Origin of the sequence: Spirillospora sp. NPDC049024 (assembly GCF_040649235.1) — a bacterium.
Taxonomy (GTDB): Bacteria; Actinomycetota; Actinomycetes; order Streptosporangiales; family Streptosporangiaceae; genus Spirillospora.
The window spans coordinates 288,686-312,630 of the sequence record NZ_JBEZFD010000004.1; the positions used below are offsets into that span (position 1 = coordinate 288,686).

At 69.0% G+C, this 23,945-nt stretch carries 19 protein-coding genes, 1 tRNA gene and 2 pseudogenes; 10 read left to right on the plus strand and 12 right to left on the minus strand.

The genetic code is table 11. The annotated features are described in order from the left end of the window. Window positions 1–189: 189 nt before the first annotated feature. Together AB0C21_RS09505 and AB0C21_RS09510 are read left to right on the plus strand one after the other, a co-directional pair. Window positions 190–693, plus strand: a complete 504-nt coding sequence (locus tag AB0C21_RS09505; RefSeq protein WP_500203575.1) for a DUF1269 domain-containing protein — start codon at window positions 190–192, stop codon at window positions 691–693. A gap of 169 nt (window positions 694–862) precedes the next feature. Continuing rightward, the gene (locus AB0C21_RS09510) at window positions 863–1,213 is read left to right on the plus strand and encodes a hypothetical protein (RefSeq protein WP_500203576.1); all 351 of its coding nucleotides are present in this window, start codon (window positions 863–865) and stop codon (window positions 1,211–1,213) included. Between the two features lie 51 nt (window positions 1,214–1,264). Here the strand turns inward: AB0C21_RS09510 and AB0C21_RS09515 are convergent, their stop codons facing one another. Both AB0C21_RS09515 and AB0C21_RS09520 read right to left on the minus strand, forming a co-directional pair. Beyond that, the gene (locus AB0C21_RS09515) at window positions 1,265–2,500 is read right to left on the minus strand and encodes an epoxide hydrolase family protein (protein WP_500203577.1); all 1,236 of its coding nucleotides are present in this window, start codon (window positions 2,498–2,500) and stop codon (window positions 1,265–1,267) included. A 125-nt stretch (window positions 2,501–2,625) separates the two neighbouring features. Then, window positions 2,626–3,075, minus strand: a complete 450-nt coding sequence (locus AB0C21_RS09520; RefSeq protein WP_500203578.1) for an ATP-binding protein — start codon at window positions 3,073–3,075, stop codon at window positions 2,626–2,628. On the opposite strand from AB0C21_RS09520, the gene AB0C21_RS09525 reads away from it, so the two are divergent. From AB0C21_RS09525 to AB0C21_RS09535, 3 genes are all read left to right on the plus strand, one after another. Continuing rightward, window positions 3,028–3,519, plus strand: coding sequence for a hypothetical protein (locus tag AB0C21_RS09525; RefSeq protein WP_500203579.1), 492 nt, complete (start codon window positions 3,028–3,030; stop codon window positions 3,517–3,519). The genes AB0C21_RS09520 and AB0C21_RS09525 overlap by 48 nt on opposite strands. A 1,004-nt stretch (window positions 3,520–4,523) precedes the next feature. Further along, the gene (locus AB0C21_RS09530) at window positions 4,524–5,768 is read left to right on the plus strand and encodes a tyrosine-type recombinase/integrase (RefSeq protein WP_500203744.1); all 1,245 of its coding nucleotides are present in this window, start codon (window positions 4,524–4,526) and stop codon (window positions 5,766–5,768) included. Window positions 5,769–5,998: 230 nt separating this feature from the next. Then, window positions 5,999–6,646 carry an NYN domain-containing protein gene (locus tag AB0C21_RS09535; RefSeq protein WP_500203580.1) on the plus strand — a complete coding sequence of 216 codons (648 nt, stop codon included), beginning with the start codon at window positions 5,999–6,001 and terminating at the stop codon, window positions 6,644–6,646. Window positions 6,647–6,980: 334 nt separating this feature from the next. Here AB0C21_RS09535 and AB0C21_RS09540 read toward each other — a convergent pair whose 3' ends face one another. From AB0C21_RS09540 to dnaA, 10 genes and pseudogenes are all read right to left on the minus strand, one after another. Next, window positions 6,981–7,535: a hypothetical protein gene (locus AB0C21_RS09540; RefSeq protein ID WP_500203581.1), complete on the minus strand. Its 555-nt coding sequence runs from the start codon at window positions 7,533–7,535 to the stop codon at window positions 6,981–6,983. A 399-nt stretch (window positions 7,536–7,934) separates the two neighbouring features. Next, a tRNA-Ile gene (locus AB0C21_RS09545) sits at window positions 7,935–8,008 on the minus strand. Window positions 8,009–8,098: 90 nt separating this feature from the next. After that, window positions 8,099–8,473 (minus strand): annotated as a pseudogene (locus tag AB0C21_RS09550) (DUF3566 domain-containing protein); the annotation flags it as partial. A gap of 663 nt (window positions 8,474–9,136) precedes the next feature. Further along, complete coding sequence (gene gyrA, locus AB0C21_RS09555) at window positions 9,137–11,641, minus strand: DNA gyrase subunit A (protein WP_149262768.1); 2,505 nt, start codon at window positions 11,639–11,641, stop codon at window positions 9,137–9,139. Window positions 11,642–11,723: 82 nt separating this feature from the next. After that, the gene (gene gyrB / locus AB0C21_RS09560; protein WP_149262769.1) at window positions 11,724–13,661 is read right to left on the minus strand and encodes a DNA topoisomerase (ATP-hydrolyzing) subunit B; all 1,938 of its coding nucleotides are present in this window, start codon (window positions 13,659–13,661) and stop codon (window positions 11,724–11,726) included. 357 nt (window positions 13,662–14,018) lie between these two features. Continuing rightward, a complete protein-coding gene (locus AB0C21_RS09565; RefSeq protein WP_500203583.1) occupies window positions 14,019–14,537 on the minus strand; it encodes a DciA family protein in 519 nt (172 codons plus the stop codon). Further along, window positions 14,534–15,676 (minus strand): DNA replication/repair protein RecF, encoded by a 1,143-nt coding sequence (recF, locus tag AB0C21_RS09570; RefSeq protein WP_500203584.1) that lies wholly within the window; start codon window positions 15,674–15,676, stop codon window positions 14,534–14,536. The genes AB0C21_RS09565 and recF overlap by 4 nt, the downstream gene beginning before the upstream one ends. Before the next feature lie 175 nt (window positions 15,677–15,851). After that, window positions 15,852–16,796 (minus strand): annotated as a pseudogene (gnd, locus tag AB0C21_RS09575) (phosphogluconate dehydrogenase (NAD(+)-dependent, decarboxylating)); the annotation flags it as partial. Between the two features lie 75 nt (window positions 16,797–16,871). After that, window positions 16,872–18,014: a DNA polymerase III subunit beta gene (gene dnaN / locus AB0C21_RS09580; protein WP_500203585.1), complete on the minus strand. Its 1,143-nt coding sequence runs from the start codon at window positions 18,012–18,014 to the stop codon at window positions 16,872–16,874. A 665-nt stretch (window positions 18,015–18,679) separates the two neighbouring features. Beyond that, window positions 18,680–20,821, minus strand: coding sequence for a chromosomal replication initiator protein DnaA (gene dnaA / locus AB0C21_RS09585; protein WP_500203586.1), 2,142 nt, complete (start codon window positions 20,819–20,821; stop codon window positions 18,680–18,682). Window positions 20,822–21,427: 606 nt separating this feature from the next. Between dnaA and rpmH the strand changes: the two genes are divergently transcribed. Genes rpmH through AB0C21_RS09610 form a run of 5 tightly spaced genes read left to right on the plus strand, consistent with a single transcriptional unit; the run spans window position 21,428 to window position 23,832 of the window. Continuing rightward, a complete protein-coding gene (gene rpmH, locus AB0C21_RS09590) occupies window positions 21,428–21,565 on the plus strand; it encodes a 50S ribosomal protein L34 (RefSeq protein ID WP_021592695.1) in 138 nt (45 codons plus the stop codon). A 34-nt stretch (window positions 21,566–21,599) separates the two neighbouring features. Then, window positions 21,600–21,947 carry a ribonuclease P protein component gene (gene rnpA, locus AB0C21_RS09595; protein ID WP_500203587.1) on the plus strand — a complete coding sequence of 116 codons (348 nt, stop codon included), beginning with the start codon at window positions 21,600–21,602 and terminating at the stop codon, window positions 21,945–21,947. Continuing rightward, window positions 21,944–22,312: a membrane protein insertion efficiency factor YidD gene (gene yidD / locus AB0C21_RS09600; protein ID WP_149262776.1), complete on the plus strand. Its 369-nt coding sequence runs from the start codon at window positions 21,944–21,946 to the stop codon at window positions 22,310–22,312. Before rnpA ends, yidD begins: the two co-directional genes overlap by 4 nt. Then, on the plus strand, window positions 22,305–23,309 hold the full coding sequence (gene yidC, locus AB0C21_RS09605) for a membrane protein insertase YidC (RefSeq protein ID WP_500203588.1): 1,005 nt from the start codon (window positions 22,305–22,307) through the stop codon (window positions 23,307–23,309). Before yidD ends, yidC begins: the two co-directional genes overlap by 8 nt. A 37-nt stretch (window positions 23,310–23,346) precedes the next feature. After that, window positions 23,347–23,832: a Jag family protein gene (locus AB0C21_RS09610; protein ID WP_149262778.1), complete on the plus strand. Its 486-nt coding sequence runs from the start codon at window positions 23,347–23,349 to the stop codon at window positions 23,830–23,832. The last annotated feature ends 113 nt before the right edge of the window (window positions 23,833–23,945 follow it).

Consider the following 23,945-nt stretch of genomic DNA (forward strand, 5'->3'; position numbering starts at 1 on the left):
CGCCAATCGCAGTCCACGTTTCGTTCCACTCCGAGCCAAGAGAGCGTCGCCAAGGGTTTGCCTCGGACCACACATTGGGGACTTTTCAGGCATCCCGAGAGATCGCGGGTGGTCGGCACGCCGGGAACCGTCGCAGACAGCGCACACGCACCCTCCTGCGCCCGGTAGCAGGAGACATACGGGGGAAACATGAGCGACCTGATCGCCGTCGCCTACGACGACCTGCCGCACGCCGAGCAGGCGCGCGAGAAGCTCGTCCAGCTGCACAAGGAGCACATCATCGAGCTGGCGGACGTCGTCATCGTCGAGCGCAAGGAAGACGGCAAGATCAAGCTTCACCAGGCCCGCAACCTCACCGCGGGCGGTGCGCTCGGCGGTGCCGCATGGGGCGGGCTCATCGGGCTGATCTTCTTCATGCCGCTGCTCGGCATGGCCATCGGCGGTGCCGCCGGTGCCGCCATGGGCGCCTCGGCCGACATCGGCATCGACGACGAGTTCATGCGCGATCTCGGCGAGAACCTGCCGCCCGGCACGGCGGCCGTGTTCGTCCTGGTCGACAAGCGCAATCCCGAAAAGGCCGTCCCGGAAATGGCGCCGCTGGGCGGCAGGCTCATCCAGACCTCGCTGTCCCCCGAGCAGGAGGAGCAGCTGCGCGAGGCCGTCAAGGCCGCCCGCGCACCCCAGCCCGCCTGATCTACCGACTCCACGGCGGGACCTAAGGCGCGACGATGCCGACCCGCAGATCGCAGTGAAACGCCGAGCCGGTCTGACATCCCGCTCAGCCGGCTCGGCGGCGCGCGACTTTCGCGCACTTTCCCTTGGGCCTGGACTTGTCGCCGATGATCCGCACTAACCTCGTCGCGTGAATGATGACGTCCAGCAGGTTCAGCCGCTCGACTCCGGGATGGCCGAGGAGTGGATTCGCAAGACGGACGAGCCGCACCTGCGCGCCGTATCGGCCTCCAAGCTCCGCTCGGGGCCGTTGTGGAGCGTCAGCGTCTGGGTCATGGAGTTCATCCGTACCGACCCCCTCGAATCCGAACTGCGCAGCCGCATCGCAGATGCGCTGAGCGGAGTCAGCGGCGTCACCGGCGTCGAAGAGGAAGACCGCGAAGTGTGGACGGCGACCGGCACTCCAACAGGCAAGGCCCTGGTCGAGGCAGTCGCCCAGGTAGTAGACGACTTGGCCCCCCGTACCCGCAATTCTCTCTAGCGGCAGCTCACCGCCGGCCACCCACCATGGACACCAGTGGCGCAGGGCCGTTCAGGGTCTGCGGCCGTGGAAGGTACGGCGCAGGTCGCTCACCCAGGCATCGGGGTTCTCCCAGGGGATGAAGTGGCCGCCATGTTCGTGTGCGTTGACGTTGACGTGGTTGAACCAGTCGGCCTGCGGGCCGGCCTTGAACGCCCGGACGCGCTCGTCGGCGGTGCGGATGCCGGGCGGGTTCTCGTACGTGACGAAGGTGAGGCCGACCGGGGCCTGCACGACCGGAGTGCGGTTGTGGGCGGGGGCCCAGGGGTAGCGGTTGGCGTTGGCGTAGTAGCGCATCGACGTGGCGATGGAGTTGTTCGCCCAGTAGATCGTGGCGTGGGTGAGCATGTCGTCCTTGCTGAAGACGGACTCGACGTCGCCGCCGTTGTCGCTCCAGGCGTTCCATCGCTCCAGCAGCCAGGCGAGCATTCCGGCGGGTGAGTCGCTCAGCCCGTGGGCCAGGGTGGCGCCGTCGAGCATGTGCACGGCGAGGTGGGGCGCCCAGCGGTGGTCCATCTCGATGATGCGGGCCCGGACGTCGTCGGGCTGATCGTCGGTGAGGGGCCGGTTCCGGGCGAAGTCCCAGGCGCGGGGCCCGTTGAAGAAGTCGAGCGGCAGCCCGGAGCCGATGTGGACGCCGTACAGTTCGTCGGCGTACTTGTGGCCGAGCTGGCTGGTGACGATCCCGCCGATGTCGCAGCCCCCGGCGGCGTACTTCTCGTATCCCAGCGTCTCGGTCATCAGGGTGTGCCAGAGGTCGGAGACCTTCCAGAAGTTGACGTCCGGGAAGCCGGTGAGCGGGCCGGGGAATCCGAAGCCGGGCAGGGACGGCACGATGACGTCGAACGCGTCGGCGGGGTCACCGCCGAACGCGGCCGGGTCGGCGAGCGGGTCGATCACCTTCGACCAGTGCCAGAACGTCCATGGCCAGCCATGGGTGAGGATCAACGGGATCGGGCGTGGCCCGCGGCCGGGCTTGCGCATGAAGTGCACCGGAACGCCGGCGACGCTCACCCGGTAGTGCTCGTAGGCGTTGATGGCGGCCTCGGCCTTGCGCCAGTCGTAGCCGTCCCGCCAGTAGGCGACCAGCCCGCGGAGATAGCTGTCCGGGACGCCGTAGGACCAGTCCTCGTTCCCCTCGTCCAGCGGCGGACGGGTCGCTGTGAGACGGGCGCGCAAGTCGTCCAGGACCTCGTCGGACACATGGATCGGCGTGGGCTCCAGGGGAAAGGCGTGCGAACTGCTCAAGGCGATATTCCTTGTTAGGCGGGGAAGCGGTGCCGTCGGCCTTCTGCCGGTTGCTCAGCGTGCCGACAACGCCATGCTGTCCCTGGTCATTCGCCTCCGCAACCAGGCATCGAGGAGGACGACCGCTAGCTCGCGCTCTTTGAGCCGCCGTCCTCCTGGCGCAGGGGCGTTCCTGGGGAAGGGCGCGCGAATCGGACGGTGATGGCCAGCCCGCCCTCGGGACGCGCGACGGTGGTGAGGGTCGCCCGGTGAGCTTGGGCGACGGCGTTGACGATGGCGAGGCCGAGACCGTATCCGCTGCGGCCGCCGCTACGGTCCCGCGCGTCCGGTGCGGGCAGGCGGTCGCGACCCGGATCGACGACTGCTCGCTGTGGCAGACGGTTCGGCTGGACCCCCGGGCCGTGCGCCGTGTCGCCGACGACGCCCCCGCCCCGCGTGTGATCGGCTGGGACGAGCTCCGCGAGGAACGGCCGGGGACACCGCCGACCGAACCGCCCGGCATGTGGAGCCCGCTGTGGGCGGCGGCCGTGGCGGACGCACTGGCCCGCGTGCTGGCGGTGTCGGCCGGCGCGCACGTCACCGTCCCCGACGGCCTCGTCGCCCAGGTGTTCCGCCGCCCCCTGGACGCCCTGCTGCCTCCGGGCCCACCGTCGAAGACCCTGGCCCTCGCCGGACCGGGCCTACCCGCCACCACCGCGGAGATCGCCCTGGTCCCCCAACACCCGCAGACCGGCGACACGTGGAAGCCGTCCGGCACGGCAGCACCCGTGCCACTGGCCGCCGACGTGTGGACCTACTTGGCCTTCTGCCAACCCCCAAGCCCCACCCCCAGAGCAGGCGGGATCCCCGCCGACGATGCCCGCCTGGACGACCTACCCCCACTGCTACCGAACGGCCCGTTCCGCCCCAGCTGGGAAGTGTTCCTCGACACGCTGGCGCACCTGAGCGACGTCCGCCAACCCTGGCTACGCGCCATCTACGAGGCCGTCAAGGCCCGCCCCTACAGCCCGCCCTTCTAAACCGAGCAGGCCTCCCACACCCTGCCCAATGCCGCTACCGGAGGTCAGTCCTTCGAGGCGGGGGCGAGCAACTCCAAGTGAGAACACCGGGGGCAGCGGAGCGCGACAACATGCCACACCCTTTTGTTCTTAAGTTTCGCGTGACCAGCCCAGTTGCGTTCCACAGGCCCTTCGACCCACCGGGTGTCACCGGACGCACTGTCTCCGGAGTCAAGCAGGTACCCCTGCTCCAGGCCGTTCGCCCCGCAACGCAAACAGTTGAGATCGTCTTCCATCGTGGGATGGTAATGGCTGAGATCGAGCAAGGCCCAGGGACTCAGCGGCAGAGCCACCTGCTCCCGTCCGGAACGGCCCAACGGACGAGCCAGGACGCGCCCCCACCGCAACCAGGAGCGCTGTAGGTGCGCAAACACCACCCCCGCACAAACGGCCACATGACCAAGGACCGCAACCAGCAGGGGGCGTGGGGGCGGAGCCCCCACACCGGGGGTCCGGGGGTCGCCCCCCGGGCAAACACGACGAAGGAGTGGCGGGGAAGAAGCCCCAAAGGGGCTTCGACCACACCACTCCCAACTCCGAGTGGGCCTAGGAGGACTTGAACCTCCGGCCTCATCCTTATCAGCGCCCATCGGCATGCATTCGAATGGTTACCCAGGGTCAAATAATTACGCTAAGCTGCTGGTCAGAGCATTGATCGAGTGTCAGGCGATCCCTCCTCGTGGCACTCGATATCGCAAGATCTAGTGCCACGAGAGTGCCAAACGATCAGCTGCTCGGAGTGATCGACTTGGGTCAGGTGCAGGTCCGGTTCACCAAGACCGGCGTCCCCCGCTACCGCGCGATGTACGACGACGCGCGGCAGGCGCCAGACGGCCGGGACGTTCGCCACCGAGAAGGAAGCCGTCGCCGCGTGGCACGCCGCCGAGGCGGAGATCGCCAAGGGCGGGCTGGGCGACCGGCGTCGCGGACGCCAGACCTTCCAGACGTACGTCGAGAAGAAGTGGCTGCCCCACCAGGTCCTTGAGGCGACCACCCGGCAGGACTACACCTACAAGATCAACAAGCACCTGATGGGCTTCTTCGGCCCCATGCGCATGTGCGACCTCCTCCCCGAGCACGTGCGCGAATGGATCACCGAGATGCAGCGCAAGGGGGCATCCGCGGCCACGATCCAGAAGTGCAAGCGGGGGATCCTCAACTCGATCTTCACCACGGCACTCAACGACCAGGTGATCAGTCAGCATCCCAGCCGAGGGGTGCGGATCCCGCCGGTCCCCAAGAAGCCGAAGAAGGCCATCACGGCCAAGCAGTTCGACAGCCTCTACGGGGCGCTGCCCGACGCCGACGGCCGCCTGCTCGTCGAGACGATCATCGAGAGCGGGCTGCGCTGGGGTGAGGTGGCCGAACTCCGCGTGGGGGACCTGGACTTCGCCACGCGCGTCCTCACCGTCAGCAGGCCGGTCGTCGAACTCAACCCGCAGTTCCATCCGACCCAGGGCCGGTTCCTCGTCAAGCCCTATCCCAAGGGCAAGGGGTACCGCCGCTTCAAGCTCAGTCCCCAGATCGTCCGCAAGCTCAAGGCACACGCCGGGACCCGAGACCTCGGGGAGGGCGACCTCTTCTTCACGTACCTACCCGTTGATCAGCCCAAGCCCAGGAAGCTGCGTCCCGTTCCGGTGCCCGGTGCCCACGGCAAGACAATGCCCAACGAACAGGGGAAGAGCTACGACCACGGCTCGCTCACTGCCTACACCACCGGAAAGTGCCGCTGCGAGTACTGCAAGGAGGCCTACCGCCTCTACCGTGCCCAGCGCCGGGCCACGGGCAAGGACAACCCGCGCTCACCGCGCGTACGCCAGTCCGACGGTCACATCCCGGCCGACTGGTTCCGCAAGCAGATCTGGACCCCGGCCTGCAAGACGGCGGGGCTGGACCATGTCACCCCACACCACCTACGCCACGCTCACGCTTCCTGGCTCCTGGCCGGCGGCGCAGACCTCCAGGTCGTCAAGGAGCGACTGGGCCACGCCTCGATAGCCACGACCAAGCAGTACCTCCACACCCTCCCCAACGCCGATGAGACCGCCCTCGCCGCGCTCGACAAGATCCGCGGACCCCAGATCAACGAAGCCTCGGAAACCTCCGAGCTGGACGCTCTCAAGGCCGAGAACGAACGCCTCCGAGCCGCCTTCGCCGACATGGCTCTGGCCCTCCGCCCCGACTCCCGTCCCCACATGAGCACGGCCTGACGGCAGGCCCCGGCCTCGGTGCCGCATCGGCACCCCCGCTGAAGACGCCGAGCAATGCGCGATGGCCGGTTGTTCCCGGGCTCTGGCGTTGAGGAGGCGATCCACCCCGTAAAAAAAATGCGGCCCCTGAACGGGGCCGCCCTGTCGGCCGTAACCGACTTCGTCTGCCACCCAGGATAGTTACTACTTCCGGCCCGCGCCACCTACGCTGCCGTCTAACGTTCTGTGACGTGCCGGATGCGATCGCGTACGTCGACGGGTTCAACCTCTACCACGGGTTGAAGTCCAAGTACGGCCGTGCCTACCTGTGGCTCGACGTCGTCGAGTTGGTGCAACGGATGCGGCGCGATGACACGGTGCGAGCCGTGAAGTACTTCACCGCCATCGTCAAAGGCGAGCCGGACGCTGCGCGTCGCCAGGAGACGTACCTGGCCGCGCTGACGGCCCACCGGCCGCAGGTGCAGGTGATCCGAGGCCACTTCAAGGTGAAGAACATGCGGATCAGCTGCCGGGCCTGCGGCGCGCAGTGGCAGTGCCAGTGCCAGCCGCCTCAGCAGCGTTACCGCACCTACGAGGAGAAGCTGACCGACGTCGCACTGGCCACCGAGATGGTCCGGGACGCCGCCCTCGGGAACGGTGACCTGTCAGTGCTGGTCTCGACGGACACCGACTTCCTACCCGCGATCAAAGCCTCACTGGAGTTGGCCCCCACCCGCCCGATACTGGTCGCCTGCCCTCCAGGCAGAGGCAGCCCCAGCCGGTTCGACGGCATGGTGACCTCCTTCCCGATCAGGGAGGAGCATCTGAAGGCGTCCCTGCTGCCCGACTCCGTCCCGGACAAGGGCCTGGTTCGCCAACGTCCCGATAAGTGGGCGTGACCGCCCACACCGGGATCATGACCGCCCGAGTTCGGTCTCAAGGCAGGTGCCGGAGCTCGCCGGTTCACGCTGGGCGCTCATCTACCGCGCTTCCCCTGTCCGGCTACTACTGCCACCTCCAGAATCGCGCTCGATCCCGTCCGCCACCTGGACCGCGCCCGGTTCAGGCGCCTTATGTGCACGATTTCCATTTCTTGCCCGCGACCGCGAAGCCCCGCACCGGACCGACACCCCCTGCCGTATCCGACGTGTCCTACACGACAGGACGCGAGCGGGCATCAGTGCCCTGGCATAGAGCTGAAGGGGCTCGTTGTTCTCCGGGTCAGGGACGGGGCTAGCGTCGGTGCCGGCCGAATTCGCGTTGGGACTCGATGCCCTGGAGCTCGTCTCGGACTACTGCCCGGAGCTGTTCGCGGAGTTCGGCGGCGGCATCGTAGAGTCCTGCGCCGAAGGCGACGTTCCAGTCCTCGCAGAGTTGCGACACACGTTCACTTCCGAACGCCTGGACCCCGATCAGCACGTCTATCGTCCAGTCGATGCGCTTGCCCCAGGGCCACTGCTCGTCGAACTTTCGAACCTTGTCCTGGTCGCCCCGCGCCTCGATGTCGGCCCGCTTGGCCACCAAGTCGACCCAGCGCAGGAGAGTGAAGTAGGCGTCCCTGCGTTCCTTGAACAGGCGTGCACGTTCCTCGGCCAGGTGGCTCTGCTCGACCATACGTTCGGCGTGGATGCGGCTCTGGGCGCCGGCAAGCCAGGTAAAGCCCACTCCGATTGCGCCAGTGGCGCCCGTGACGACAGGTGCGACCCACTCCCAAGCCATCTGTGAATCATCCTCGTCCAACGCACCCTCGGATAGGAATTTTCTTCCTTCCTGTTCAGCGACATCCACCGGACCTCTTCGTCCTCGTCGACGTGCTGGTCGCCCATCAGATCACTACCACCGGCGACGTACAGGTCCTGCAGAGCGTCCGCCGACACGATCATCGGCTGGAACAAGCAGACGAACTCCACGTTGCGGAGCCTCAACCGGTTTCGTCCTCGGCCTCCCGCGCCGCCGCGACCAACTGGTCCTCGTCGGCTCGCCGTAGCCGCCCGGAACGCCCAGTCCCACCGCTCCAGATGAGGCGGCTTCGCCAGGAAGTAGAACATGACCAAGGGACGGTCGGGTGTCTCGGGTGATCGGCTCGTGCTCCTTGATGACACGAGGTCCGAGTGCCATCGGAGTGCCAAAAGATCTGAGGCCGGGTCCGCTGGACGCGGAACCGGCCTCTGAGCTGGGGCTACTGGGTGGGCCTAGGAGGACTTGAACCTCCGGCCTCATCCTTATCAGGGATGCGCTCTAACCGACTGAGCTATAGGCCCGGAATGTGCCGCCGCCCTGGCGGCGCAACGAGAGGTTACCCCATCTGGGCTGGCAACCGGAAATCGATTGCCGGGCGGCGGCGGGTGGGGCTACTCGGCCTCCTTGAGGGTGACCTCGACGCCGCCCACGAGGTCGGCGGCGAGGTTGTAGATGACGGAGCCGACCGTGGAGAGGGCGGTGATGAGGAGGACGTTCAGGGCGCCGACGAGGACGGTGTAGCCGAAGACGCGGACGAAGGAGAACCAGCTTCCGGCGTCGACGCCTCCGGTGGTCTCGCCCTGCTCCTTGGTGAGGCTGTTGACGGTGTCGCTGATCGCGTCGAAGACGCCGAGCCCGGACAGGATCACGTACAGGACGATGACGGCGACGAGCAGGACGACGAAGCAGACCAGCGACATGACGAAGCTGAACTTCATCACCGACCAGGGTTCGAGCCTGGCGAGCTGGAGCTGGGCCTTGCGGGCGGGCTTGCCCGGCACGGGCTTGTTGGAGGCGCCGGCGGGGGCCACCGAGGTGGAGGCGGACGGCCGGTCCTTGAGGACGGTGCCGGCGAAGCCGCGGCCGCCCGAGCCGGACGACCCCGACGTGGAGTTGCCGGACGGTCCGCCCGACGAATTGAACGCCGTGCCGGGCTTGTCCGTACGTCCTGTCGAGACCGAACCGGACGGCTCGGCGGGTTTGGCCCAGCCCGCCGGGCCGGCGCCTCCCGCGGAACCGGCCGGAGTGCTCTCCCCGGCGGCCGGCGGTGCGGGCCTGGGGGGCTTGGGCGGCTCGGCGGTGTCCTTCACCGGGGCGATCTCGGGCGCGCCGGCCGCCTTGGCGGGTGCGTCGTCGATCTGGGCGAGGTCGGACCGCGTCTCGTCCGCGCCCTTGCCGGTGGGGTCCGTCGCGCCGGTGTCGATGTCGACGGTGGTCTCGTCGCGCCCGGACTTGGCGGCCGCGGCCGACACCGTCTTGCCCGGCTTCGCACCGGACTTGCCGGTGGGCTTGGCGGGGCCGGACTTGGCGCCGGGTTTCCGGTCGTCGCCCTCGCCGGCGCCGGCGGTGCCGGACCCGTCGTTGTCCTGGCCGGGCTCGGTGCTCACGTGTCCTCCTGGCCTAGCGGCTCGGTGACGATGCAGGATACGTCACTCACCGTCGCCCCCTTCGGCTTCGTCAGAGTCCTCCATGGACTCTACGTTCCTCGCGATGGCCACCACGCTGTCCCCGTCGGCGAGGTTCATCAGGCGGACGCCCATGGTCTGCCTGCCGGACTGCTTGATCTCGGCGGCGGTGGTACGGATGACGCCGCCGTTCGACGTCATCGCGAACACCTCGTCGTCCGGGCCGACCATCAGGGCCCCTACCAACATTCCGCGAGATTCCACGATCTTAGCGGTGAGAACGCCCTTACCCCCACGTCCCTGGAGCGGGTATTGGTCCACCGGAGTGCGCTTGGCGTAGCCGCCACGGGTGGCCACCAGGACGTCCTGCGAGGTGTCCTGCACGACGAGCATGTTGAGGACCTCCTGGTCCTCCTCGAAACGCATGCCGATGACGCCGGAGGTGGCGCGCCCCATGGGCCGCAGCGACTCGTCGTCGGCGCGGAACCGGATCGCCTGGGCGCCGGTGGAGACCATCAGCAGGTTGTCGTCGGACGACACGAGCCGCGCCGCGATCACCTCGTCGTCGTCGACGAGGTTGATGGCGATGATGCCGCCGGTGCGGGGCGAGTCGAAGTCGCGCAGCGCGGTCTTCTTGACGCGGCCCTTCTTCGTGCCGAGCACGAGGTAGGGGGCGACGTCGTAGTCGCGCAGGTCCATCACCTGGGCGATGTGCTCGTCGGGCTGGAAGGCGAGCAGGTTCGCGACGTGCTGGCCGCGCGAGTCGCGGCCGGAGTCGGGCAGCTCGTAGGCCTTGGCCCGGTAGACGCGGCCCTTGTTGGTGAAGAACAGGATCCAGTGGTGCGTCGTGGTGACGAAGAACTGGTCGACGATGTCGTCCTGCTTCAGTTGCGCGCCGCGGACGCCCTTGCCGCCGCGCCGCTGCGCGCGGTAGAGGTCGGTGCGGGTGCGCTTGGCGTAGCCGCCGCGGGTGATGGTGACGACGACGTCCTCTTCGGCGATGAGGTCCTCGTACGACACGTCCCCGTCGAACGGGATGATCTGGGTGCGCCGCTCGTCGCCGAACTTCTCGACGATCGGGGCGAGCTCGTCGGCGACGATCTGGCGCTGCCGCTCGGGGGAGGCGAGGATCTCGTTGTAGTCGGCGATCTCCGCCATGAGCTTGTCGTACTCGTCGGTGATCTGCTGGCGCTCCAGGGCGGCGAGCTTGCGCAGCTGCATGTCCAGGATGGCCTGCGCCTGGATCTCGTCGATCTCCAGCAGGTTCATCAGGCCCTGCTGCGCCTCCGAGGCGGACGGCGAGCGCCGGATCAGGGCGATGACCTCGTCGATGCGGTCGAGGGCCTTGAGCAGGGCGCGCAGGATGTGGGCGCGCTCCTCGGCCTTGCGGAGCAGGAACCGGGTGCGGCGGACGATGACGTCGATCTGGTGCGCGACCCAGTGCCGGACGAACTGGTCGATGCGCAGGGTGCGCGGCACGCCGTCCACCAGCGCGAGCATGTTCGCGCCGAACGTCTCCTGCAGCTGCGTGTGCTTGTACAGGTTGTTCAGGACGACCTTGGCCACGGCGTCCCGCTTGAGGACGATCACCAGGCGCTGCCCGGTCCGGCCGGAGGTCTCGTCGCGGACGTCGGCGATGCCGTCGAGCTTGCCGTCCTTCACCCCGTCGGCGATCTTGAGGGCGAGGTTGTCCGGGTTGACCTGGTAGGGGAGCTCGGTGACGACGAGGCAGGTGCGGCCCTGGATCTCCTCGACCTCGACGACGGCCCGCATGGTGATGGAGCCGCGGCCGGTGCGGTAGGCGTCCTCGATGCCCTTGCGGCCGACGATGAGCCCGGCGGTCGGGAAGTCGGGGCCCTTGACCCGCTCGATCAGCGCCTCGAGCAGTTCCTCGTCGGACGCGCCGTAGTTGTCCAGGTACCAGCGGACGCCGTCGGCGACCTCGCGCAGGTTGTGCGGCGGGATGTTCGTCGCCATCCCGACCGCGATGCCGGCGGACCCGTTGACCAGCAGGTTCGGGTACCGCGACGGCAGGACGTCGGGCTCCTGCGAGCGGCCGTCGTAGTTCGGGGAGAAGTCGACGGTCTCCTTGTCGATGTCGCGCAGGAGCTCCATCGCCAGGGGCGCCATGCGGCACTCGGTGTACCGCATGGCCGCGGCGGGGTCGTTGCCGCGCGAGCCGAAGTTGCCGTTGCCGTCGACCAGCGGGTACCGCATCGACCACGGCTGGGCGAGCCGGACGAGCGCGTCGTAGATGGCCGAGTCGCCGTGCGGGTGGTAGTTCCCCATGACGTCGCCGACGACGCGGGCGCACTTGAAGTAGCCGCGGTCGGGCCGGTAGCCGCCGTCGTACATCGCGTACAGGACGCGGCGGTGGACGGGTTTGAGGCCGTCGCGCACCTCGGGCAGCGCGCGCGCGACGATGACCGACATCGCGTAGTCGAGATAGCTCTTCTGCATCTCGACCTGGATGTCGACCGGTTCGATCCGCTCGCCCGGGTGTCCGCCCTCTGTGGTCACGTCCGTCACTCTCAAGACCTCTTCTGCTCGGTGGGAAGGAAGTACGTCCGCCTCTGGGAGTCAGGCCGGGCCGCCGGCCTTGGCGCGTACCTCAGATGTCGAGGAAGCGCACGTCCTTGGCGTTGCGCTGGATGAACTCCCGGCGGGGCTCGACCTCCTCGCCCATGAGCACGCTGAACAGCTCGTCGGCCTGGGCGGCGTCGTCCAGCTGCACCTGCAGGAGGACCCGGTTGTCGGGGTCCATGGTGGTGTCCCACAGCTCGTTGGCGTTCATCTCGCCGAGGCCCTTGAACCGCTGCACCTGGTCGCGCGGGCGGGGGTCGCGCTTGCCCGCGGCGATCCCGGCCTCGATGATCGCGTCGCGCTCGGAGTCGGAGAAGGCGTAGTCGGCCTCGTTGCCCCGCGCGTCCCACTTGATCTTGTAGAGCGGCGGCTGCGACAGGTACACGTGGCCGGCCTCGATCAGCGGCTTCATGAACCGGAACAGCAGCGTCATCAGCAGCGTGTTGATGTGGTGGCCGTCCACGTCGGCGTCCGACATCAGGATGACCTTGTGGTAGCGCAGCTTGGTGATGTCGAACTCGTCGTGCACCCCGGTGCCGAGGGCGGTGATGATCGCCTGCACCTCGTTGTTCTTCAGGATCTTGTCGATCCTGGCCTTCTCCACGTTGAGGATCTTGCCGCGGATCGGGAGGATGGCCTGGAAGTGCGGGTTGCGGCCGCCCTTGGCCGAGCCGCCCGCCGAGTCGCCCTCGACGATGTAGAGCTCGGACTTGGCCGGGTCGGTGGACTGGCAGTCCGACAGCTTGCCGGGCAGGGACGTCGACTCCAGCAGGCTCTTGCGCCGGGTCAGGTCGCGCGCCTGCCGCGCCGCGACCCGCGCGCGCGCCGCCTGCGAGGCCTTGTTGATGATCTCCTTGGCCTCGCCCGGGTTCTCCTCGAACCAGTCGCGCAGGTAGACGTTGCAGGCCCGCTGCACGAACGACTTGGCCTCGGTGTTGCCGAGCTTGGTCTTGGTCTGCCCCTCGAACTGGGGGTCGGCCAGCTTGATCGAGATGATCGCGGTGAGGCCCTCGCGGACGTCCTCGCCGGTCAGGTTGTCGTCCTTGTCGCGGAGCAGGCCCTTGTCGCGGGCGTACCGGTTGACGATCGTGGTGAGCGCCGCGCGGAAGCCCTCCTCGTGGGTGCCGCCCTCCGCCGTGTTGATCGTGTTGGCGAAGGTGTGCACCGACTCGGAGTAGGACGAGTTCCACTGCATGGCGATCTCGACCGACATGCCGGTGGTGTCATCGCTGAAGTAGACGACCGACTCGTGCGCGGCGTCCTTGCGCGCGTTGATGTAGCGGACGAAGTCCTCGATGCCGCCCTCGTAGTGGTACCGGACGACGTGCGGCTCACCGTTGACGTGGTCGGGGCGCTCGTCCCGCAGCGTGATGGACAGGCCGCGGTTGAGGAACGCCATCTCCTGCATGCGGCGGGAGAGGGTCTCGAAGTTCCACTCGGTGGTCTCGAAGATCTCCGGGTCGGGCCAGAACGTGATGAGGGTCCCGGTCTCGTCGGTCTCCTCGCCCTTCTGGAGCTCGATCTCGGGCCCCTGCCACGTGTAGGACTGGCGCCACACGTGGCCGTCGGTGCGGACCTCCGCCTCCATCCGGGTGGACAGCGCGTTCACCACGGCCGAGCCGACACCGTGCAGGCCGCCCGAGACGGCGTAGGACTTGCCGTCGAACTTGCCGCCCGCGTGCAGCGTGGTCAGCACCAGCTCGATGGCGGGGCGCTTCTCCACAGGGTGCATGCCGACCGGGATGCCGCGGCCGTTGTCGAGGACGCTGACGCCGCCGTCGGCCATGAGCGTGACCACGATGTCGTCGGCATAGCCGGCCAAGGCCTCGTCGACGGCGTTGTCCACGATCTCGTAGACGAGGTGGTGCAGGCCGCGCTCACCGGTCGAGCCGATGTACATGCCCGGGCGCTTGCGAACCGCCTCAAGCCCTTCAAGGACAGTGATCGAACTAGCGTCGTACGCCAAAGGAGATCCTCCTGCCGGGGATGTCTGCCGCTCCGCGCCCGAGGGAGGCGCGGTGTGCCCCGTAACACACACGAGGGCACCCGGTCGTGCTCTGTTCGCGTTGGTCAGAGCCCCGGGCACCCCATGGCGGCGCAGCATCCTGAACCCGCATTCATTCTACCGGGTGACGCGGTGAAAAGTGGCACTCGCGAGCGCTGTGTGCGCGTGTGGCGGCCGAGCGGCCCCGGAGACACATCCCCCCATTGGGTCAGGGGGGTTATCTGGCCTACGTGGCGCTCGCCGCTGAACTGAACGTCCTCTCACCGAACAGATGTTCCCACTCGCCACTGACACTCGGTGAGGTCCCGGGTCACGGGCTCAGCGCGCCCGCCACGCGCCCGTCCGGCGCGGCCCGGACGAGGGCCCCACCACCTTGACCCGGCGGACGGTCCCGTGCCCGAGTTCCTCGTTCAGCCGCCGCACCAGCGTGGACGACAGCAGGCGGAGCTGCGTGGCCCAGGTCGTCGAGTCGGCGGCGACGGTGAGCTCGCCGTCCTCGAAGTGGTCCGGCCGGGTGTGCTCGGCCAGTTCGGCGCCGACGATCCCGGCCCAGTTGCCGAACACGCCGCCGACCGCCGCGCGCTGCTCCCAGCCGCGGGTCGCCAGCAGCTCCCGGATCGCCGCCCCGAACAGCTTGGGGTCGCCGCCCCGCCCGGGCTCCCGCACGCGCCCGACCCGGCCGGTGCCCTTGCGCTTGCCCCCCTGCCCGGGAAGGGTGCCGCGCTTGAGGGCGTCCGCCTTCGCCTGGGCCAGCGCCTCGCGGGCCAGCTCGATCCCCGACTTGGCGGGAGGCGCCCCGGCTTCGTCGGACTTGTGCACATCCTGTGGATCACTCACGCGCTCGCCCCCTTGGAGTCACGCACGACCTCGCCGTCGGAGACGGTATACGAGCCGCCCGTCAGTTCGGCGGGAACGTCGGCGGAGACCGCCGCCGTGATCAGGACCTGCTCGGCCGGCGCGACCATCTCGGCCAGCCGGCTGCGCCGCCCCGTGTCCAGCTCGGCGAACACGTCGTCCAGGATGAGGACGGGGTCGTCGCCGTCCGCGCGGAGCAGGTCGAACGCGGCCAGCCGCAGCCCGAGCGCGAACGACCACGACTCGCCGTGGCTGGCGTAGCCGCGCGCCGGGAGCTCCCCAAGGCGCAGGACCAGCTCGTCGCGGTGCGGGCCGACGAGGCTCACGCCGCGCTCCAGCTCCAGTTTGCGCGACTCGGCCACCGCCTTGAGGATCTGCTCGGCCAGTTGTCCACGGTCTGTGGACAACTCCGCGTCTCCCAGGGAGCTCTTGTAGATCAGATCGGCCGCACCGCTGTGCGGAGCGAGCGCCGCATAGGCCCGTGCCGCGAGCGGCCGCAGCGCTTCGACGAGGTCAAGCCTCCCCGCCAGGAGCTCCGCCCCCGTGCGCGCCAGGTGCGAATCCCACACGTCCAGGGTGGCGAGCACCTCCGGACCGGGGGAGCGCCTATGCGCGGCCGCCGATTTCAACAGGGCGTTGCGCTGCTTGAGGACGCGGTCGTAGTCGGACCGCACGCCCGCGAACCGCGGGGCCCGCGCGGTCAGCAACTCGTCCATGAACCGGCGCCGCTCCCCCGGGTCGCCCTTCACGAGCGAGAGGTCCTCCGGGGCGAACAGCACCGTCCGCAGCATCCCCAGGATCTCGCGCGGCCTGGGGACGGGGGCCCGGTTGAGCCGCGCCCGGTTCGCCTTCCCCGGGTTGATCTCCAGCTCGATCAGCGCCTTGCGGTCGTCCTTCACCACCCCGGCCCGGAGGATCGCCCGCGGCGCCCCGTGCCGGACGAGCGGCGCGTCCGTCGCGGCCCTGTGGCTGCCGTGCGAGGCGACGTACCCGATGGCCTCGACCAGGTTCGTCTTGCCCTGCCCGTTAGGCCCCACGAACGCGGTGACTCCCGGCTCCAACGCGACCTCGGCGGCCGGGTACGAGCGGAAGTCCTGCAACGAAAGGTGGGCGACGTGCACAACACACGAGCGTAGAGCCTCCCCCACACCCCCGGCGCGCCTCCCCGCCTCCAGTTCGTGCACACGCCCCCAGCCTGTGCACACCCCGCCCGCCCAGGGGGGCCGACCCCACTCCCAGCCTGGAGCACACCGCCGAGAGCCGGGGCCGGAACCCACAACTGTGGATAACTGGGGGTCAGACCGAGGGGGGGTTGACGTCGGCGCCGGGGGAGTCGGCGCCCTTGGCCGTTTCGACGGCGTGGCCGCCGAACTGGTTGCGGAGGGCTGCGACGACGCGCATCGCGGGGGAGTCGTCCTGGCGGGAGGCGAAGCGGGCGAACAGGGACGCCGTGATCGCGGGCAGCGGGACGGCGTGGTCGACGGCGGCCTGGACGGTCCAGCGGCCCTCGCCGGAGTCGTTGGCGTAGCCGCGCAGGTCGTCCAGCTCGGGGTCGTCGGCGAGCGCGCGGTTCAGCAGGTCGAGCAGCCAGGAGCGGATGACCGTGCCCTCCTGCCAGCTCAGGAACGTCTCCGGGACGTTGGTGACGATGTCGCTGGCCTCGATCAGCTCGTAGCCCTCGCCGAAGGCCTGCATCATCGCGTACTCGATGCCGTTGTGGACCATCTTCACGAAGTGGCCGGCGCCGATCTTGCCGGAGTGGACGAAGCCGAACTCGCCCTCCGGCTTGAGCGTCTCGAAGATCGGCATCAGCCGCTTCACGTGCTCCTCGTCGCCGCCGACCATGAGCGCGTAGCCGTTCTCCAGGCCCCACACGCCGCCGCTCACACCGCAGTCGACGAACCCGATGCCCTTGGCGGCCAGCTCCTCGCCGTGCTTCCGGTCGTCCACATAGTGTGAATTCCCGCCGTCCACGACGAGGTCGCCCTGCTCCAGGACCTCCCCCAGCTTGTGGACGGTCTCCGCCGTCGGCTTGCCCGCGGGCACCATCACCCACACGGCGCGCGGCGGGGACAGGCGCTCGACCAGTTCCTCGACCGAGCCGACGTCGCTGACCTCCGGGTCGCGGTCGTAGCCGACGACGGTGTGGCCGCCGCGGCGCAGCCGCTCGGCCATGTTGCCGCCCATCTTGCCCAGGCCGATGATCCCAAGCTCCATGAAACGCTCACTCTCCCCTGTGCGTGCCTGCTCTGCCTTCCCGCGGGGGCGCGGCTCCCCCGCGGGACATCCCGGATGCCATGCCCCGGAGCGGAGGTCTTATCCAGACAAACGGACCGGCATGATCAGGTAACGGTAGTTCGGGTTCTCCCCGTCCTGCGGCGGCTTCCCGGTGAGGACGGCCGGCTTGGTCGGGGTGGTGAAGGACAGCCTGGCCACGTCCGAGCCGATCGCGGAGAGCCCGTCGAGGAGGAACGCGGGGTTGAAGGCGATGTCGATGTCCTCGCCCTCCAGGGACGCCTCCAGGGCCTCCACGGCCTGAGCCTCGTCCCCGGTCCCGGCCTCCAGGACGACCTCGCCCTGGCTGAACGAGAGCCGGACGGGGGTGTTGCGCTCAGCCACCAGGGAGACGCGCTTGACGGCCTCGATGAACGCGGCGGTCTGGACCTCGGCGAGGCCCGCGTACTCGCTCGGCAGCAGCGAGCGGTACTTGACGAAGTCGCCGTCCAGCAGCCGGGACGTGGTGCGGCGGCCGCCGCCCTCGAAACCGATCATGCCTTCGCCGGTGCCGCCGGTCCCGCCGAGCGCGATCGACACCTCCGCGCCCGCCGTCAGCGACTTGGCGGTGTCGGCCAGCGTGCGGGCCGGGACGAGCGCGACGGCGGAGAAGTCGGGGCGCTCGGGCTTCCAGTGCAGCTCGCGGACAGCGAGGCGGTAGCGGTCCGTGGACGCCAGCGTGACGGTCTCACCCTCGATCTCCACCCGGACGCCGGTCAGCATGGGGATCGTGTCGTCCTTGCCCGCGGCGATCGCGACCTGGGAGACGGCGGCGGCGAACTCGTCGCTGCCCACCGATCCCGCGGCGGGCGGCATCTCCGGCAGCGTCGGGTAGTCCTCCACAGGCATGGTGAGGAGTGTGAACTTCGCGCTGCCGCAGCGGAGCATCACCTTCGCGCCGTCCGTCGTCACCTCCACAGGGTGGGGAGGAAGGCTGCGCGAGATCTCGGCGAGGAGCCGCCCGGACACCAGCGCCGTCCCGGCCTCCTCGACGTCGATGTCCGTGGACACCTGCGCCGAGACCTCGTAGTCGAACGCGGACAGCTTCAGGCGGTCGCCGTTGTCCTCACCCCCGGCCACGATGTGCATGCCCGCGAGGACCGGCACCGGGGGACGGACGGGGAGCGTGCGCGCGGTCCAGGCGACGGCGTCGGCCAGGGCGTCTCTGTCGATGCGGAACTTCAAAGGGACCCGCCTCCTGCAGGTGTCGGACAAGGGTGAGCTGATCTCGTCCGGGCCGGGGCGCTCGCAGCGCGTTGTCCCCAGGCCCTGACTTGAGATGGATCTTTTCTTGGATAGAGAAGTAGAGCAGTACCAGTAATAGGGGCCGTGGATAGTGTGGACAACAGCCGTCCTCGCAGGTGAGAGTGCGTTTCTCTGTCCACCGGCGCTGTGCACGGGGCGTGGACGGCGCGACGGCGCCTGGGGACGGCGATTTCGTCCCCACACGTCGTCCTCATGTCATCCCCCGGTTATCCACGAGTTCTCCACGGGTCATCCGCGGGTTCGCCGCCCGTTCGCCTGAACTGGGGACGACGGGACGACCGGCCGCCGGGTCGGTCCCCAAGCCGTCCCCAGCCCGTCCACCGGTTTTCCCCAGAAGGCCGGGCGGCGGTGCACAGCCGGTCCACACCCGTCCACTGTTCATCCTCAGCTTCTCCAACGGTTGCTCACAGGGTTATCCGCGAAAATCCCCAGAGTTTTCCACAAGTTGTGAGGAGCGCGGCCGATTCTCGGAGGACGCGCGCCTTTTGTCGGTTCTTTGCCTTGAACAGGGTGTGGACGGCGCGGCGGGGACCCGTCCACAGGCCTCGCGCCGGTCTGTCCACAGTGTGTACGAAGGAGGGGGCTCAGCGCTTGCGGGCCTGGTGCTTGATGCGGCCCGTCAGCTCGGTGACCTGGTTGTAGATCGCCCGGCGCTCGGCCATCAGCGAGCGGATCTTGCGTTCGGCGTGCATGACCGTGGTGTGGTCGCGCCCCCCGAACTGCTGGCCGATCTTGGGAAGGGACAGGTCCGTCAGCTCCCGGCACAGGTACATCGCGATCTGCCGGGCGGTGACGAGCATCCGCGAGCGGGAGGGGCCGCACAGGTCCTCGATCGTCGTCCCGAAGTACTCGACCGTCTGCGCCATGATCATCGCGGCGGTGATCTCGGGGCCGGAGTCGTTCGGGATGAGGTCCTTCAGCACGATCTCGGCGAGCTTCATGTCGACCGACTGCCGGTTCAGGCTCGCGAACGCCGTGACGCGGATCAGCGCGCCCTCCAGCTCGCGGATGTTCGTCGCGATCTGCGAGGCGATGAACTCCAGCACGTCGGGCGGCGCGGCGAGGCCCTCCTGGCGCGCCTTCTTCTGCAGGATCGCGATCCGGGTCTCCAGCTCGGGCGGCTGGACGTCGGTCGTCAGGCCCCACTCGAACCGGTTGCGGAGCCGGTCCTCCAGCGTGACGAGCTCCTTGGGCGGCCGGTCGCTGGAGATCACGATCTGCTTGCTGGCGTTGTGCAGCGTGTTGAACGTGTGGAAGAACTCCTCCTGCGTCTGCTCCTTGCCTTCAAGGAACTGGATGTCGTCGACGAGGAGGATGTCCACATCCCGGTAGCGGCGGCGGAACCCGTCGGCCTTGCCGTCGCGGATCGAGTTGATGAAGTCGTTCGTGAACTCCTCGGAGCTCACGTAGCGGACGCGGGCCCCGTTGAAGAGGCTCTGCGCGTAGTGGCCGATGGCGTGCAGCAGGTGCGTCTTGCCCAAGCCCGAGTCGCCGTAGACGAACAGCGGGTTGTACGCCTTGGCCGGCTGCTCCGCGACAGCGACCGCGGCGGCGTGCGCGAACCTGTTCGACGAGCCGATGACGAACGTCTCGAACGTGTACTTCGGGTTCAGCCGCGCATGCTCGGACGCACCGGACTGCTGTGCCGGTGCGGGCGCGCGTGGGTCGGACGTAGGACCGCGGGGATCCGAGCCAGGGACCCTGGAGTCGGAGCCCTCCTCGTCCCTGAAGACGCCTTCATTCCGGTAGGGCTGCTCGCCGCCACCGCTCGTGTAGGACTGCTCGCTCCCGGGATAGGGCTGCTCGCCGCTCTGGAAGGTGTCGTCCGAGTGCCCGAGCGGAGCCTCTTTCCCAGGGCGCTGGGGTTCGCGGCCCTGCTGCTCTGGGCGACCTCCGGGACGCAGGGGGCCGAGCGTGCGGTCGTTCAGGTGGGAGTGCGGCGGCCGCCCTGGAGGCTCGCCGCCGAAGCCTTCCTGCCCCCCGTAGCTCGGGTAGCCGCGCCCTTCGTACGGCGCCGGGCCGCGGCCGCCGGGGCCCGCCCCGTAAGCGGGCGGGCGGGGCGCCGGGGGATACGTTCCACGGTCGTCGTCCTGAGCCTGTGGATAACCTCCGGGCGAACCGGGGTTGTGGGCAACTCCCGACTGCGGCCGGTATCCCTGATCTCCGTACGGCTGCTCCGGATAAGGGCGGTCGGGCCGTTCCGGGTAGGACGACTGGTCCCCGTACGACTGGTCCCCGTACGACTGGTCCCCGTACGACTGGTCCCCGTACGACTGGTCTCCGTACGGCTGCTCGCCGTAGGGCTGATCGGTATAAGGACGGTCCCGGTCCCGGTCGCGCTCGTCGTGCCCCCGCTCCCCGTAGGGCTCCCCATAAGAAGGTGTGGAGTCGTGAATGCCGAGCCCGGCGCCCGGCCCCGGAAGCGGCGCGGAAAGGGGCTCGCCCGCACCGGGACGGGTACCGCCCGGCGGCTCCGGTTGGACGGTCACCGCGACGCGGATCTCCCTGCCCAGCTCATGGGAAAGGGCCTGCGTGATGAGGTTGCGGAGGCGCGTCTCCAGGGCGTCCTTGGCGAACTCGTTGGGCGCGGCGAGCAACGCCGTCCCCTCCACGAGCGCAAGCGGGCGGACCATGGGCAGCCATGCGCGGTAGCTCGGCGACAGATCGCTCTCGGAGAGCGCGGTGAGGGTGCGGGCCCAGACCGATCCGAGATCCTGACCGTCCATGCGCAAGGTCCCCTCCCCACAACTCCGCCGAACGGAGTACCTGACTGCTCGGCCGTCCCGCGGGATGCCGCACGCCTCGCAGGGCACTGCCGCGACGCGGGAGACTTACTCTCTCACGAGTTGTCCACAGAGTTGTCCACATGCTGTGCATAGGCATGGAGGACCCTGTGTAAAACCCGTGAGGCGGGTTCAGGGGTACGCGGTCGACAAGGGACCGGCCTTGGTGAGGGCCGGTAAGGGGTGGTGCTCGAACGGGGGCTTGAGGGCTGATCGCCGACATCGGATTCGTCGAAGAAGTGTCGGCTCGCCGGGACGACCTTAACCCCTGCCGGGCACGGTCGCAACACGGTCACCACCGATCCCGCCCGTCCTGCGGCGCCGGCTCCGCGGCGTCCACCGGCGGCGGCCTCCGTTTGACCGGCCCCCCGGATACCCCGTAACGTTCTGAGGTCGAGTCGCATCGACGGAGATGCCGCGTGCCCGCCGGCAGCCCCTCAGGAACGCTCGGGTGGGCCCCCGCTGCGGGGGACCGTACGCGGCCCTCGATGCGAGCCTTCGAAGCTTCAAGTCCTCAAGACGAACCGACCGCAGCACTGGAGCCTCAAAGTGAGCAAGCGTACCTTCCAGCCGAACAACCGTCGCCGCCACAAGAAGCACGGCTTCCGGCTGCGCATGCGCACGCGCGCCGGCCGCGCGATCCTGTCGAGCCGGCGTGGCAAGGGCCGCGCCCGCATCGCGGTCTGAGCCACCCCTCACAGTGCTGCCGTCCGGAAACCGGATGCGGCGGCGGGACGACTTCTCGTTGGCCGTCCGGCGCGGTCGCCGCGCCGGACGGCCAACTGTCGTGGTTCACCTGCTACGCCCGGACGAGGCCCCGCACGCGGCGGCGCAGCCGCTGGTCGGGTTCATCGTGGCCCGCACCGTCGGCAACGCCGTCGTCCGCAACGCGACGCGGCGCCGGCTCCGCCACCTGATGCGCCCGCACCTCGACCGCCTCCCAGCGGGTAGCCTGCTCGTAGTGCGCGCCAACCCCCGCGCGGGAGCGGCGCGACCAGACGAACTGGCCGCGGATCTGGAGTCGGCGCTCGACCGGCTGCTGCGGCCCGCGTCCAAGGGGCGAAGATGAGAAGTCCGCAGGGGACTGCAGTCCCCGCGCAGCATCCGACGGGCCACCCGGGTCCCGTCGCGGCCGTGCTGATCCTTCTCGTCCGCGCCTACCGCCGCTTCTTGAGTCCCCTGCTCGGGCAGCAGTGCCGCTTCCACCCCAGCTGCAGCGCGTACGGCCTGGAGGCCCTCCAGGTGCACGGGGCGTTGCGCGGCACGTGGCTGACGGCCCGCCGGATCGCGCGGTGCCATCCGTTCCACCCAGGCGGTTACGACCCGGTACCGCCGAAGAAGACGCCCGGAGAGCGCGCGGCGGCTTCCTCGAACTCCGGCCGCGAGGAGAGCGGCCCCGCCCTAGCAGAGCACAAGGAGCTGCCCGGTGCTTGATTGGTTGTACGAGATCGTCTCTCAGCTCATCGTGTGGATCCACACGGGGCTCAGTACGGTCGTCCCCAAGGACAGCGGATGGGCGTGGGGCGGTTCGATCATCCTCCTCACCGTCCTCCTGCGGCTGCTCCTCGTCCCCCTCTTCGTGAAGCAGATCCACGCTTCGCGCAAGATGCAAGAGCTGAACCCGAAGGTTCAGGCGCTGCGCAAGAAGTACAAGAACGACAAGCAGCGCCTGAACCAGGAGGTCATGAAGCTCTACCAGGAGAACGGCGCCAACCCGCTTTCGGGCTGCCTGCCGCTCCTGGTGCAGATGCCCATCTTCATCGGGCTGTTCCAGACGCTGAAGCGGATCTCGGACGCCAAGCCGGGGCAGAGCGTCTTCGCCGTCTCGTCCGACCTGGTGGCGAGCGCGCAGAACGCGAACATCTTCGGCGCCCACATCCCGGACACGTTCCTGAACGCCTGGGGCACCGACCCCAAGAGCTGGACGGCGATCGTCGTCACCGGCATCGCCGTGGTGATCAGCTCCGTCACGACCTTCTTCACCGTCCGGGCCAGCATGAAGCGGCAGCCGGTGGCGGACGAGGCCAACCCGATGATGCAGGCGCAGAAGATGATGGTCTTCCTGGCGCCGCTGTTCGGCCTCTTCGGCCTCGGCTTCCCGCTGGGCGTCCTCATGTACTGGGTGACGTCCAACAGCTGGACCCTGGCCCAGCAGCACTACATCTACAAGCGGTACCCACCGCCCGGGACGGACGCCGCGGCCGCGGCGGCCACGGCGGGGACGAAGACCGGCCCCAAGGCCGCCGGTTCGAAGCCCTCCGGCTCCAAGGCGGGTGCGTCCAAGAACGGCCAGGCCGCGGCGTCCGGCATCAAGGCGAAGCTGAAGAAGGAGCCGGAGCCGGCCCCCGAGCCCGAGGACAAGCCGAAGGTCGTGCGCAACCAGCCGACCCGCAAGTCGCGCAGCAAGCGCAGCGGCACCCAGAAGCGCTAGTTTGGACCCCGAGCACGTGCCGGAGAAGGAGACCCCGTTGAGCCAGACCGACACCACCGAGGTCGACGTCCAGGCGCTCGAACAGGAAGGCGAGATCGCCGCCGACTACATCGAGGGCCTGCTGGACATCGGTGACTACGACGGCGACATCGACATGGACGTCGAGGGCGAGCGCGCCATCGTCGCCGTCGTCGGCGGTTCCCTGGACGAGCTGGTCGGCAAGCGCGGCGAGGTGCTGGAGGCGCTCCAGGAGCTCACCCGGCTCGCCGTCCACCGCCAGACCGGCAACCGCACCCGCCTCATGCTGGACATCGGCGGGTACCGCGAGCGGCGCCGCGCCGAGCTCACCAAGCTCGGAACGGACGTCGCGGACGAGGTCAAGCAGTCCGGCGAGCCGAAGCCGCTCGCCCCGATGACCCCGTTCGAGCGCAAGATCGTCCACGACGCGGTCGCCGCGGCGGGCCTGCGCAGCGAGTCCGAGGGCGAGGAGCCCGACCGCTACGTGGTCGTCTTCCCCGCCTGACCACCCGGGCATCACACGGCCCCGACCGGATCTCCGGTCGGGGCCGTCGCCTTTCCGGACGCCCCCGCCTGAGAAACCGGCGCCCGACCGGGAGCCGGTGCTGAGCGGAGAGG

Excerpts from the sequence above, each read along its gene's own strand:
- AB0C21_RS09505 (WP_500203575.1), top strand. The coding sequence starts at position 190 with ATGAGCGACCTGATCGCCGTCGCCTACGACGACCTGCCGCACGCCGAG.
- dnaA (WP_500203586.1), bottom strand. The coding sequence starts at position 20,821 with ATGGACGGTCAGGATCTCGGATCGGTCTGGGCCCGCACCCTCACCGCG.
- rnpA (WP_500203587.1), top strand. The coding sequence starts at position 21,600 with ATGCGGCGGCGGGACGACTTCTCGTTGGCCGTCCGGCGCGGTCGCCGC.
- yidD (WP_149262776.1), top strand. The coding sequence starts at position 21,944 with ATGAGAAGTCCGCAGGGGACTGCAGTCCCCGCGCAGCATCCGACGGGC.